Genomic DNA, 12819 nt, shown 5'->3' on the forward strand with positions numbered 1-12819 from the left:
CCCTGGGGTATATTTTCAATGGGTGGAGGGCACGGCCCTCACGCGGGGCAGGGTGTGGTCACCGAGCAGCCTCCTCACTGTCGGGAGGGGACAGCGGGAGGCGGAGGGCAAACACCGCTCCACGACCGGGTCCGGGGGAGGTGGCGGTGAGAGTGCCGCCGTGGGCCTCGATCAATGCCTTGGAGATGGTCAGACCGATACCGGCCCCGCCGTTGTCCCGGCTGCGGGCGGCATCCCCCCGGTAGAAGCGTTCGAAGATGTGTCCGAGCTGGTCAGGTGGGATGCCCTCGCCGTCATCGGCGATGTGGATGAGCGCGGTGGACGCCCCCTGCCGGTGGACGCTGATCCGGACCTGCCCGCCGGCCGGGGTGTGCCGTAGCGCGTTCGACAGGAGATTGCTCATCACCTGGCCGAAGCGTTGCCGGTCCACGAGCACCCGGGCGGTGTCTGTAATGGTCCCGACCTGTAAATCGACGCCTTTGTCAGCATAAGCTTCCCCCGCGGCAGCAGCGGCGGTATGGAGCAGATCCCCGAGCCCTTCCTCCACCAGGTCCAAATCGATCCGGTGTTCCTGGGCCCGGGAGACATCGTCGATGTCTTCCATCAACCGGGTCAGGCGGGTGAGTTGGTCAGCCATGATCGTGTGGGTGGCATTATTCCAGTCCACGACCCCGTCCTGGAGACCATCGAGGTAGACCGTGAGCACCGATAAGGGGGTGCCCATTTCGTGGGCCAGATCAGAGAGCATCTGGCGGCGGACCTGTTCGGTGTGTTCCAGCCGGTCGGCCATGGTGTTGAAGGCATGCGCCAGGGTGGTGACCTCGGGGCCTGCTTTTCCGGCGGGCACGCGGATACGGGAGTTGCCGGCCGTCAGGCTGGTAGCGGCGCGGGTGAGATCCTGCAGGGGGGTGCGCAGACGACGTGATAACCACAGGCTGGCCAGCAGGGCGCTGGTCAAGGCGGTGGGCAGGGCGACGGCCAGGGTGATCAGGTTGGCGCCCCGGTAGGCCTGCTCGGCATGGAACAGCTCCAGCGAGGGGTCCTCCCGGCCGGTCATCAACATATGATCATGGAACAGGGTCGGGCCCACCATCGTGGCCACGGCCGCGGCCACCAGCAGGCTAATCACCACGACCAACACCTGGGCGGCCAGGAAGCGGAAGGTCAGGCCGGGTCCGTGATTCATGGCTGCTCCACCCGGTAACCCACGCCACGCACGGTGTCGATAAACCCCCGGCCCTGGGTGTCGGTGCCGAGCTTGCGACGCAAGTTGCCGATGTGGACATCGACGATGCGTTCATCACCGACCCAGGTGGTGTCCCAGACCTCGGTGACCAGGTCGTGGCGGGTCAGCACCTGGCCGGGGCGCAGGGCCAGGGCAACCAGCAGCTCGAACTCCGTGCGGGTGAGCTCCACGGTCGTCTCCCCCACCCGCACCTGATGGGCGACGGGGTCAAGGATGAGGTCACCAACGATCAAGGGGGTGGTCACCTGCGGTGGGGTGGTGCTGGTGCGCGGGCGGCGCAGCACCGCATGCACCCGGGTCACCAGTTCCCGGATGCTAAAAGGTTTGGTGATGTAGTCATCCGCCCCCAGGGTCAAACCGCTGATCTTGTCGTCCTCGCTGCCACGCGCGGTGAGCATGAGGATGTAGCAGTCCGAGAAGGCGCGGAGCCGTCGGCACACCTCCAGGCCGTCGAGTTCGGGCAGCCCCAGATCCAGCACCACAACATCGGGGAAAAAGCGACGGGCCTCGTCCACGGCCTGGGTGCCGGTGTGCGCCTGGCGGGTATCGAAGCCGGCCCGGATGAGGTAGGAGGCCACCATCTGAGCCAGGGGTTGTTCATCATCGACGACCAGCACCCGCCCCGGGGGCGTGGCGGTGGTCGGTGTGCGGTCAGCCATAGACCCCAGTATCGCTCCGGCCAGGGGGGAATACCACCCTCGCTCAGTGCCCGGCGGGGAATCTTCATCAAATCTTCAAACATCACCCTTCGACCGCCGTCACCCCTGTGCCCCACCCCGGGCCGGCGGCATCGCCTCCCCTGGTCGGTTCAGCAGGCACCACCAGGGATTTCACTGCCTGCACCGCATACCCGGGGCGGGTAGAAGGACATCGCCCACGGCTGTGGGGTGGTGTCCCGGTGGTGACCCAGCCCACCGAATTCACCCCATTTTCGCCCTGCTGTAAGGCTGTGAGCAGGGTTTTTGATTGCTAGTCCGTCAGGCACCCGTGCTAGATAAAGGTATGGCACCGACCTTGAGGCGGTGTCTTCTCACGGTATTACCACGATCCAAGGAGATTGACGTGAAACGAGCAGCGATCGCAGCCGCCGCCCTTGCCCTCGCCCTCACGGGGTGTTCGGCCGCCGACCCGGAACCCACCGCCGACGGGACGGTGTCCCAGGATACATTCCTGACTACCCATGGCCTGGCCGCCATGGACGCGGTGAAGATCATTGATCACCTCGACCGGCAGAAGGTCACTGAGCGTCCCACGGATCTGATCGCCTCAGTGCGTGCCGATGAACTGCTGCTCTCGAGCGATGACCAGGAAGTCGTGGTCGATCTTCCCGACAATCAGACGTATGTCTCGATCGCACCCTATCTCACCTCCACCCACGACTGCTTCTACCACAGCCTCACGACCTGCCTGGGGGAACTCGACAATGAGGATATCCAGGTCACGATCACCGATGAGGCGACCGGTGAGGTGCTGGTGGACGAGGCGACAACCACCTTCGACAACGGGTTTATTGGCTTCTGGCTTCCCGATGATGTCACCGGCCTGATTGAGGTCAGCTACCAGGGGCGTACCGGCACCACGGAGTTTTCCACCACCGACGACGGTGCAACCTGCGTCACAGACCTGCGCCTAACGTGATGGCTCAGCAGGGTCCTCACCTGCGCCTGTCTCCCGTGTCACTGAAATCTTGCACCAAGGAAGGTTAAATCATGACGAACGCGTTTTCCCGACGACAGTTTCTGCTCGGCGGGCTTGTCCTCGCCGGCACCGGGGCCGTGGCCGCCTGCACCAGCTACCCTGGACCCGCTGCCTCGGCACCAGGTCCCTCCCTTCGCCCCACTCCCACCCCCACTGCGCTCGGTGAGCCGACGGTGCGCCGGACACTGACCGCCCGGCCCCTCTCTCTGGATATCGGCGGCATCGAAGCCAAGACGTGGGGATACGTCTCTGACACCGGGGATGCGGCCATTGAGGCCACCGCCGGCGACGTACTCCAGGTCGATATCACCAATGAACTGCCTGAGAGCACCTCCATCCACTGGCATGGCATCGCACTCCACAACGCAGCCGACGGTGTGCCCGGTATGACCCAGGACCCCATTGAACCTGGCGAGTCTTTCTCCTATGCTTTTGAAGTCCCCCACGGTGGCACCTACTTCTACCATTCCCACACCGGCCTGCAGCTTGATCGCGGCCTCCACGCCCCACTGATCATCCGTGACCCGCAAGACGCTGAGGATCAGGACGTCGAGTGGACCATCGTGCTCGACGACTGGGTCGATGGCATTCAGGGCACTCCCGACGATGAGCTCGACAAGCTCACCCGAATGGGTTCGGGCGACCATAACGGGAGGATGGGAATGGGAGGTCACGGCCAGATGATGCACGGCACCCCGGACCGGGTACTGGGCGGGGATGTCGGCGATGTGATGTATCCGCACTACCTCATCAACGGACGTATCCCCCGTGCTCACCGGACCTTCGAGGCTCGCCCGGGCGACAAGGCCCGCCTGCGGTTTATCAACTCCGGCGGTGACACCATCTTCAAGGTGGCCCTCGGTGGTCACCGCATGACCGTCACCCACACCGACGGCTTCCCTGTCCAGCCCTGGGAGACCGAATCGATCTACTTGTCGATGGGCGAGCGTGTCGACGTCGAGGTCATCCTCGGCGACGGCATCTTCCCGCTCACGGCTTTGGCGGTGGGTAAGGACGACCGCGCCTTCGCCGTCATCCGCACCGCCGGCGGCCAGGCCCCCCACCCCGATGTCGACTTCCCCGAATTGTCGTCCACCGGACTGCTTCTGTCCTCCCTGAAGCCAGCAGACCGTGCACTCCTGCCCGAGGGCACACCAGACCGAGAAGTCAGTATCGACCTGGGCGGGCAGATGATGCCGTATGAATGGAGCATTCTCACCGACGGCCAATCCTCCTCCGCGACCGTGCAGGAGGGCCAGCGCCTGCGGATGGTAATGCGCAACAGGACCATGATGCCCCATCCCATGCACATCCACGGCCACACGTGGGCGCTACCCGGCAGCGGCGGGCTACGGAAGGACACCGTCCTTCTCCGCCACGGTGAAACCATGATCGCCGACCTGATCGCTGACAACCCCGGTGAGTGGGCATTTCACTGCCATAACGCCTATCACATGGAAACTGGGATGGTCAGCTCGCTTCGCTACGAGTAACCCCCACAGCAGGGTAGAGTGCCGAGGTGGGCGGGGTGTGAAGTGTCCCAGGTTTTGTTCCGTTTGAGTAGATGGGAAAATCTGGAAGATGCCGAGAAAATTTGGCAAGGATGCCAAGGATCGTGTGGTCCGTCTCGTGGAAGACCGCATCTTGGCAGAAAACATGTCGATGCAGGAAGCGTGTAAGATCGCGGCACCAAAACTAGGTGTCTCGTGGCATACTGCCCGTTTAATGCGCTTGGCCGGTGTTTCAGGCAAAGGCAAAGGCCGATCACCAATCACAACGCGCACACCTCAACGTGCCGGATCTGCGCCCAGACTTGGTCGAGCGTGAATTTAAAGCTCAGGGCCGAAAATAAGCTGTGGGTGGCTGACATTACGTATGTGCGCACGAAGAAAGGCTTTGTGTATGCCGCATTTGTCACCGACGTTTACTCCAGGCGGATCGTTGGGTGGGCGCTATCGGACTCGATGCGCACCAAGGCTTTGCCGCTGCAAGCACTCAATCAAGCGATTGTGAGTGCGAGGGAAACAACAGGTCTCATTCACCATTCGGATCACGGCTCACAGTACGTCAGCGTTGTCTACAACGAGAAACTTGCTGAATTCCGGATTTAATCTTCCACTGGAACGGATGGCGATTCCTATGACAATGCTTTGGCTGAAAACGTAAACGGCCCCTCACAAGAACGAGCTGATCCATACTCGCAGGTGGGGTGATGTTGTCGAGGTAGAAATCGCGACATTCGAGTGGGTGTCATGGTGGAACGAGACAAAATTGCATCAAAGTTTGGGATACCGCACCCCGGTCGAGGTTGAAGACGCGTTGTGGGAACAAGATGAGTCCCGGGAAACAATAGAAAATAGGGTAAATGCCTAGGAACAAAACCTAGGACACTTCACAGGCACAGATTCAACAACCGCACAAATACGAAAAGGGGAGACACTAAAGCCACGCGGAAACAAGCTCAGAAACACATCACCGTCGGGCCGACGTTCGACCCTCGTGGCAACAGTTCAGCATCTGCTGTATAGTACAGTGCATGCTGACTATTGCTTCGCGCTTGGACGTGATGAACCGATTGGGTCGGGCGATGGCCGATCCCACCCGATCCCGTATTCTCCTGACCCTGCTGGGCGGCCCGGCCTATCCGGCCGCTCTCGCCCGGGAGCTGGAACTGACGCGGTCAAATGTGTCGAACCACCTCACTTGCCTACGGGACTGCGGAATTGTGGTCGCCGAACCGCAGGGGAGGAAGACCCGCTACGAGATCGTCGACGCCCATCTTGTCCAGGCGTTGAACTCACTGCTAGATACCACTCTGGCTGCCGACGAGAATGCCCCGTGTATTGACTCGGCATGTGACGTGCCCGGGTGCACCACCGGAGAGGGGAACAGGTAAGTGGTAACTGGTCTCCTGGGGGCGGTTGGTCTGTTTATCGCCACCAATATCGACGACATCATCGTGCTCTCGCTGTTCTTCGCCCGTGGGGCCGGCCAAGCAGGGACCACACTTCGGATCCTGGCCGGGCAGTATCTTGGTTTCGCGGGCATCCTCGCAGCCACGATTCTGGTCACCCTAGGGGCGGATGCCTTCCTGCCCACCGAGGCGATCCCCTACTTCGGGCTGATCCCCCTGGCCCTGGGGCTACGGGCGGCCTGGCAAGCCTGGCAGGGAAACGATGATGACGACGATGACGCGAAAGTCAGCGGAAAGAACGTAAGCGCCTTGATCGTCGCCGGGGTGACCTTTGCCAACGGTGGCGACAATATCGGCGTCTATGTCCCGGTTTTTCTCAACGTGGATACCGCCACCGTTATCATCTACTGCGTCGTCTTTCTGATCCTGGTGGCGGGCCTGGTCCTGTTGGCGAAGTTCGTGGCCACCCGTCCACCGATCGCGGAGGTTCTCGAACGCTGGGAGCATGTGCTGTTCCCGATCGTTTTGATTGGCCTGGGTATCTTCATCCTCGTCAGCGGCGGTGCCTTCGGCCTTTAATAAGCTCATCCCCCATGCCCCCCAGGGCCTCTCTAGGTTTCCTCACCGGCGTCAACTGAACCGCCCATGAAGTTGTGAAAAACCGTTGCCGCAGGGGCTCGACCACGCTAGGGCGACAGAAATTCCAGTGGGATGCTGAGATGGGCGAACGGATTGCGGACATCCTGGGGGATACGTCATTAAGTCGAGCACGCATTGAGGCGGTCGCCGGGTCGTATCGTGCCTTGTCGATCATGGCGTCGAGGCTGTCATATGCTTTTACATTAATTCGGTGGCCGAAGGCTTCTGCTTCACCGGGGCCATCTGTGCCAACGCTTTCTGACTCTGACAGTAATTTTAAACCTGCCCTATTGGGGTGTACCTCGTCGAGGATCGCACGGGTTGTCGGAACGGAAGGCCTGCACGCGGTTCCTGACGCCAAGGCCAGGTGTAACGAAGTCTCGTACTACTAGGCCCGGATCGAGAACACAACGTCGATAAGGGCTGTACTGATCTCTTGAGGGCAGCCGCCGCGGTAGGCGGTGAAGTTTGCTTCAGGGATGTGGCGGGTTGCGGCAATGACAGCGTCAAACTGAGCCGAGGTCGTTGTCATGCCGGCGTTATCCCCGTATCAGTGGTATTTGGTACACCACAGGGTTTGGCCAGCGCGAGGCCTGCCAGGTGTTTCTGCAAGCGCTTGGCCATGGGCGGGAAGGTCGCGAACGTCAGTCCTCCCGAGATGACTGCACCGACTACAGGAATGGTTTTTGCTGCTCCCTTAGCGAAGCTCTGTTTCGTCATGCGGAAGCCGAGGTTGGCGGCGACCTTTTTTAGGGTTAAACGCCAAAAAGTGTGTGCCAAACCCCGTATATCTACACCTCTAGCAGCACAAACCCCGAAATAATAAGCCCAGCAGGCATATTCCACACCAAAAACCAGAAAATACCCACACCAACCAGCTACCTGGTCAGCCAGCCCTCTACGACCAGGGTATCGATGTTGAATACACGCACTCAATCGGTATCCGGAAAGGCCAGATCTAGGGAATTGGCGACACGCCGGTCAGACACATTTTTTGCTACTTAACCCCTTTTTATCGTTTACCCCACCCAGTAGGCCTTGAACGCAAAACATCCCCCGATCCGATGGACCGAGGGATGCAGGCTATGCTGTGGAGCATAGGAGAATCGAACTCCTGACCTTCTGCTTGCAAAGCAGATGCTCTACCAATTGAGCTAATGCCCCATGTTTCCGCCTGTGGGTCTAGCAGGAATCGAACCTGCGACCTCATCGTTATCAGCGATGCGCTCTAACCGACTGAGCTATAGACCCTGTGTGCGGAACGATTATGTACTTTAATACGTATCTTAGATACACACAAATCGCCAGGTCAGGTGACGTTTTTTGTAGCTTATTCGTCGACTTCCACGATCTGTTGTAGATCCACTTGGATACCACCAAACAACGCCGCTACAGCGTTGTAGATGAGCGCAAACAGCGGAGCCAGGATCGTCGCCAAGATAGCCGCCACAGCACCCACCAGAGCCGACAGAGACAGCACCAAGCCGTAGTCGATGAGCATGCCAGCCCCCAGACCGTCCATGAAGCCGTTGATGTACTCCCAGACGCCAAACGTGGCCATCACGAAGTACACCACCGTCACAGCGATCAGCCAGGCCACCAGCCCCACCAGAGACACCGCCAGGCCCACCCGAAAGGCAGATAGCGGCGAGATTCGAGTAATCGCGATGTTTCTTCCCATAGTGCTACTCCTCTTCGACCTTTGCGTCGCCGTCAGCTTCAGCCTCAGTCTTAGCCTCAGCCTTCGACTGGCCTTCCTGAACTTGCGCTTCCTGCACTTCGTCGATGGTCTTTTCGCCCTTAGCCACAGCTTGGGCTTCTTCCACGCCTTCGCTCTCGACGTTCTTGTCGATAGCCAACAGCTCGACGTCGTCGGCAAGATTCACCAGCCGCACACCCATCGTGGCACGCGAGGACGGACGGATCTGCCCGGCCTCAGTACGCACGACGCCACCGGCAGAGGTGATAGCGAAGATTTCATCGTCCTCGTTCACCGCAATCGCGCCAATCAGCTTGCCGCGCTTCGGGGTGTACTTGAACGTCATTACGCCCATGCCACCACGGCCCTGGGTGCTGTATTCCTCAATCGCGGTGCGCTTGCCGTAACCGCCGCTGGTAGCCACCAACAGGTACTCGCCATCGTGCACCACGGACATCGCCAGCAGCTGGTCATCACCCTTAAAGCGCATGCCCTTCACGCCGGCGGTCGCGCGACCCATCGGCCGCAACTGATCATCGTCGGCAGTAAAGCGGATGGACTGGCCTTGCTCGGAGGTCAGCAACAGATCATCCTCGTCGCCCGCCAGGCAAGCACCAATCAGCGCATCCCCCTCATTGAGATTGATCGCGATCAGGCCAGCTGAACGCGCCGACTCATAATCCGTCAGATGTGACTTCTTCACTCGGCCCTGCTTGGTAGCTAGCACCAGGTACGGCGCATCGGTGTAGGACTGCAGCTGAATAACCTGAGCAATGCGCTCTTCCGGCTGGAACTCCAACAGGTTCGCCACGTGCTGGCCCCGCGCGGTACGGCCGGCCTCCGGCAGCTCGTAGGCCTTGAGGCGGTAAACGCGACCAAAGTTGGTGAAGAACAAAATCCAGTCGTGCGTCGAACACACAAAGAAGTTCTTGACGACGTCATCCTGCTTCAACTCCGCACCACGCACACCCTTGCCGCCGCGCTTTTGCGACTTGTAGGTGTCGACCTTCGTGCGCTTGGCATAACCAGTGGCGGTGATGGTCACGACCACGTTTTCGCGGACGATCAGATCCTCATCAGAAACCTCACCGTGCGCGGCCACGATCTCGGTGCGACGCTCGTCGCCATGCTTGTCGACGATTTCCTTCAGCTCGGTCGCCACGATCTCGCGCTGGCGCTCCTCGCGATCCAGGATGTCTTTTAAGTCATCGATAACAGTCTGGATTTCTTCCAATTCGTCGATGATCTTCTGGCGTTCCAAGGCAGCCAGGCGGCGCAGCTGCATCGCCAGAATGGCCTCGGCCTGCTCGTCGTCGACGCCCAGCAGATCCTTCAAGCCCTCACGAGAGGCTTCTACCGAACGGCTGCGGCGGATCAACGCAATGACCTCGTCGAGCATGTTCAGGGCCTTGACCAGGCCACGCAAAATGTGCGCACGTTTTTCGGCTTCCGCCAGGCGGTATTGCGTACGCCGAACAATAACCTCAATCTGGTGGGTGACGTAATAACGCAGCATCTGATCCAGACGCAGCGTACGCGGCACACCATCGACGATGGACAGCATGTTAGCGCCGAAAGAAGTCTGCAACTGCGAGTGCTTGTACAAGTTGTTCAGCACCACACGGGCGACGGCATCACGCTTTAGAGTGACCACGATGCGCATGCCGACGCGGTCAGAAGACTCATCGTCAATATTCGAAATGCCAGCCAGCTTACCGTTTGCAACCTGCTCGGCGATATTAGCCACCATGGTGTCCGGGTTGACCTGATACGGCAACTCGGTAATCACGATGGTCTGCCGGCTGCCGTTTTCCTCGATGCTGGACACGCCACGCATACGAATGGAACCACGGCCGGTGGTATAAGCATCCTTGATGCCATTAGTGCCGACAATCATGCCACCGGTCGGGAAGTCCGGCCCAGAAACCCGCTCCATGCAGGCTTCCAGGGTTTCTTCCTCGCCCGCATCTGGGTTCTCCAGCAACCAGTAAATGGCCTCCGCCAGCTCATTCAGGTTGTGCGGCGGAATATTAGTGGCCATACCGACGGCAATACCACCGGAACCATTCATCAACAGGTTCGGCACCCGCGACGGCAGCACCGTCGGCTCCGTCGTCTTGCCGTCGTAGTTCGGCTGATAATCGACAGTGTTTTCCCGAATATCCCGGGTCATCTCCATCGCCAAAGGCATCAGCTTCGACTCGGTATAACGCATCGCCGCCGGGCCATCATTACCCGGCGAACCGAAGTTACCCTGGCCGTCGACAAGCGGATAACGCATCGACCACGGCTGGGCCATACGCACCAACGTGTCATAAATAGCGCTGTCGCCGTGCGGGTGATAATCACCCATCGTGTCCGAGACCGGCTTCGAGGATTTCACATAACTGCGCTCCGGCCGGTAACCGTTGTCATACATCGCGTACAACACACGCCGGTGCACAGGCTTCAGCCCGTCACGCACATCTGGCAACGCACGGCCCACGATCACGGACATGGCGTAGTCGATATAACTCGACTCCATCTCCGCGGAGATATCTATCGGCTCAATGCGATCTAACAAACCGCCTTGGTTATCGTCACTCATAACCTCCCAGTCTAGCGCCTAACGCGCCCAGAACGACGGTGCGCAACCCCTCAGCGGCAGGTGCGAAGTACAGACTGCACAGTCAAAGGGCATGGAAGGTGCAGCTGGAGAAAATGCCTCAAAGTCGTTCAGCATTTTTGGCATCGTTGTTCACTACTATTTCCGGGCCATAGGGAAAGTTCTAGTCAGACTTGCAATCAGACTGGAATTTTTCACAGTCTAATAGTCTCAGTGCCAAAGTTAGTATTAGTTTGAGTGCAACTCTGCGATAAAATTTTCACAGTCTGCGGTAAAAATTTGAGAGTGATAGTTGGAAAAGTGTTAGTCTAAGAATCAAAATCTTCACAATTACCCAAGAAAAAACGCCATGAACACTAATTTTCCCACACCCGAAGAATTACAAGTCTGGTTAGATACTTTTCGCACTTACGGCGGCGACACTACAAATGTAGAAGTCAAAGCTGCTCAAAGCGGGCTTCCCGAAAACCTAGCCGAAACCACGGCCGCCTTTGCCAACATGCCGGAAGGCGGGCTGATCATCTTAGGTGTTGCCGAAAACCAGAATTTTTCCGTAGTCGGTGTGGACAAACCAGCGGAGTTAGAACAAGCGCTCGTCAGCCAAGCACACAACTCGATTACCCCGCCACCGTTTATCAAAACCACTGTTGTAACCCTGCATGGCAAAAACCTCGTTTTAGCGCGCGTGCATAGCCTCAATATTCTAGATCGCCCAGCTATGTATCAAGGCAAAGCCTATTTACGGCAAGCAGATGGTGAATACGAAATTCCGGCTTCCGAATTACGCATGATCGAGGTTGCGAAGCTGCATGCCGAGCAAGAAGAACTCTATGACCGTCGGCCTGTTCCAGATACCACCATTGAAGATCTTGACAACGACCTACACCAACAATTACTCCGCACAGCCCGGGCAAGCATCACGCAGTTGCGCAAAACGCCTGAACCCACGCTCCTTCGTAACCTCGTGGTCACTAACGGTGACGTTTTATCAATCGCTGGTTTTTACGCACTCGGACATTTCCCACAAGGCCCTTTACCATCGTTAGCGGTTACCGTCGCGGTTCGGTTGCCCGAAACCGAACGCCCACGACGCACCCGCAACCTAGCCACGTTCTATGGCCCGGTTCCAGCACTGCTGAACCAAACCATGGACTGGGTCGAAGCCAATATTCCGCAAACACAGACCTATCAGGAATCCGGGCACATGCGGAGTGTTCCCGTCATCCCGCTGGCAGCAATCCGGGAAGCTGTCGCCAACGCACTGATTCACCGTGACCTCGGTCCAAATACAGTCGAAGCTGGCAAAGCCATTGACGTGCGTATTACCCCGGATCGCTTAATTATCACTAGCCCAGGTGGGTTGAAGAACCTGACAGTCGCGCAACTATACAGTGCGGATTTTCGGCGCATCGAAGTCAATCAGCACCTGTACCGCCTAGCAAAATTACTCACCGACACAGATGGAAATCGGATTATCGAAGGTGAAGGTGGTGGCGTTAACGCCATGTTTGAACTCTGCGAATCGGCGGGCTTGCCACAGCCAAAGATCATCAACACCGGAGTCAAAGTTACTGTCATTTTCTTCTTCCCCAAGCAGAGTCACACTTCAGGCGATGCTCCAATGGAGGCTCCAGCCCCCAAAACTGCTCCAAATAACGGCGCAGAGCTAGAAGACAACGCCTCGTTAGCTTCGTTAGGCAACGGTATTCAAGTATCTGATGACCAATACCTGCGGAGCCTCGGAAAAAACGTCCCTCGCATCCTGAGTGCCGCACGCAATCTCGCAGTACCCCCAGCACCAGTAACACCACAAACAGCGTCAGCACCAATGCCGAACCACACTGCCGAATTCAGTTTTCACCAATTAGTAGCAGAATCTGGGCTGAGTAATTCCCAAGTTCGCTATGGGCTAAGCCCGCTGCTCGAACACAAAATTATTGTGCGCAAGGGCGGGCAAGGGAAAAAAGCCACCACGTACCAACTCGGCAAGCGTGGCTAGCCTCCCCCCCCCTAGCCGG

General features: G+C 58.6%; 12 protein-coding genes, 2 tRNA genes and 1 pseudogene. 8 read left to right on the forward strand and 7 right to left on the reverse strand.

All coding sequences use genetic code 11. The features are described from left to right. Window positions 1–58: 58 nt before the first annotated feature. On the reverse strand, window positions 59–1186 hold the full coding sequence (locus HMPREF1292_RS02690) for a cell wall metabolism sensor histidine kinase WalK (protein WP_023018643.1): 1128 nt from the start codon (window positions 1184–1186) through the stop codon (window positions 59–61). After that, window positions 1183–1905 carry a response regulator transcription factor gene (locus HMPREF1292_RS02695; RefSeq protein ID WP_023018644.1) on the reverse strand — a complete coding sequence of 241 codons (723 nt, stop codon included), beginning with the start codon at window positions 1903–1905 and terminating at the stop codon, window positions 1183–1185. The genes HMPREF1292_RS02690 and HMPREF1292_RS02695 overlap by 4 nt, the downstream gene beginning before the upstream one ends. Before the next feature lie 403 nt (window positions 1906–2308). On the opposite strand from HMPREF1292_RS02695, the gene HMPREF1292_RS02700 reads away from it, so the two are divergent. From HMPREF1292_RS02700 to HMPREF1292_RS02725, 7 genes and pseudogenes are all read left to right on the forward strand, one after another. Continuing rightward, the gene (locus HMPREF1292_RS02700; RefSeq protein ID WP_023018645.1) at window positions 2309–2884 is read left to right on the forward strand and encodes a CueP family metal-binding protein; all 576 of its coding nucleotides are present in this window, start codon (window positions 2309–2311) and stop codon (window positions 2882–2884) included. A 71-nt stretch (window positions 2885–2955) separates the two neighbouring features. Continuing rightward, window positions 2956–4437: a multicopper oxidase family protein gene (locus tag HMPREF1292_RS02705; RefSeq protein ID WP_023018646.1), complete on the forward strand. Its 1482-nt coding sequence runs from the start codon at window positions 2956–2958 to the stop codon at window positions 4435–4437. Between the two features lie 42 nt (window positions 4438–4479). After that, window positions 4480–4666 (forward strand): annotated as a pseudogene (locus HMPREF1292_RS11495) (hypothetical protein); the annotation flags it as partial. Window positions 4667–4767: 101 nt separating this feature from the next. Further along, window positions 4768–5055, forward strand: coding sequence for a DDE-type integrase/transposase/recombinase (locus HMPREF1292_RS11500; protein ID WP_023018648.1), 288 nt, complete (start codon window positions 4768–4770; stop codon window positions 5053–5055). Window positions 5056–5134: 79 nt separating this feature from the next. Continuing rightward, window positions 5135–5317 carry an integrase core domain-containing protein gene (locus HMPREF1292_RS11505; protein ID WP_369707188.1) on the forward strand — a complete coding sequence of 61 codons (183 nt, stop codon included), beginning with the start codon at window positions 5135–5137 and terminating at the stop codon, window positions 5315–5317. A gap of 163 nt (window positions 5318–5480) precedes the next feature. Further along, window positions 5481–5840, forward strand: coding sequence for a helix-turn-helix transcriptional regulator (locus HMPREF1292_RS02720; RefSeq protein ID WP_021352515.1), 360 nt, complete (start codon window positions 5481–5483; stop codon window positions 5838–5840). Further along, window positions 5841–6437 (forward strand): cadmium resistance transporter, encoded by a 597-nt coding sequence (locus HMPREF1292_RS02725; RefSeq protein ID WP_021352516.1) that lies wholly within the window; start codon window positions 5841–5843, stop codon window positions 6435–6437. It abuts the gene before it with no gap. A 588-nt stretch (window positions 6438–7025) separates the two neighbouring features. Here the strand turns inward: HMPREF1292_RS02725 and HMPREF1292_RS02730 are convergent. The 5 genes from HMPREF1292_RS02730 to gyrA all read right to left on the reverse strand — a co-directional run bounded on the left by HMPREF1292_RS02730 (window position 7026) and on the right by gyrA (window position 10783). Beyond that, window positions 7026–7217, reverse strand: coding sequence for a hypothetical protein (locus tag HMPREF1292_RS02730; RefSeq protein ID WP_232218002.1), 192 nt, complete (start codon window positions 7215–7217; stop codon window positions 7026–7028). Between the two features lie 371 nt (window positions 7218–7588). Beyond that, window positions 7589–7661 (reverse strand) — tRNA-Ala (locus tag HMPREF1292_RS02735). A gap of 13 nt (window positions 7662–7674) precedes the next feature. Next, window positions 7675–7748 (reverse strand) — tRNA-Ile (locus tag HMPREF1292_RS02740). A 79-nt stretch (window positions 7749–7827) separates the two neighbouring features. Then, window positions 7828–8178 carry a DUF3566 domain-containing protein gene (locus tag HMPREF1292_RS02745; RefSeq protein WP_021353187.1) on the reverse strand — a complete coding sequence of 117 codons (351 nt, stop codon included), beginning with the start codon at window positions 8176–8178 and terminating at the stop codon, window positions 7828–7830. Between the two features lie 4 nt (window positions 8179–8182). Next, the gene (gene gyrA, locus HMPREF1292_RS02750; protein WP_021353186.1) at window positions 8183–10783 is read right to left on the reverse strand and encodes a DNA gyrase subunit A; all 2601 of its coding nucleotides are present in this window, start codon (window positions 10781–10783) and stop codon (window positions 8183–8185) included. A gap of 367 nt (window positions 10784–11150) precedes the next feature. Between gyrA and HMPREF1292_RS02755 the strand changes: the two genes are divergently transcribed. Further along, window positions 11151–12800 (forward strand): ATP-binding protein, encoded by a 1650-nt coding sequence (locus tag HMPREF1292_RS02755; RefSeq protein WP_023018650.1) that lies wholly within the window; start codon window positions 11151–11153, stop codon window positions 12798–12800. Window positions 12801–12819 lie beyond the last annotated feature (19 nt).

Source organism: Corynebacterium sp. KPL1995 (genome assembly GCF_000477935.1).
GTDB classification, from domain to species: Bacteria; Actinomycetota; Actinomycetes; order Mycobacteriales; family Mycobacteriaceae; genus Corynebacterium; species Corynebacterium pseudodiphtheriticum.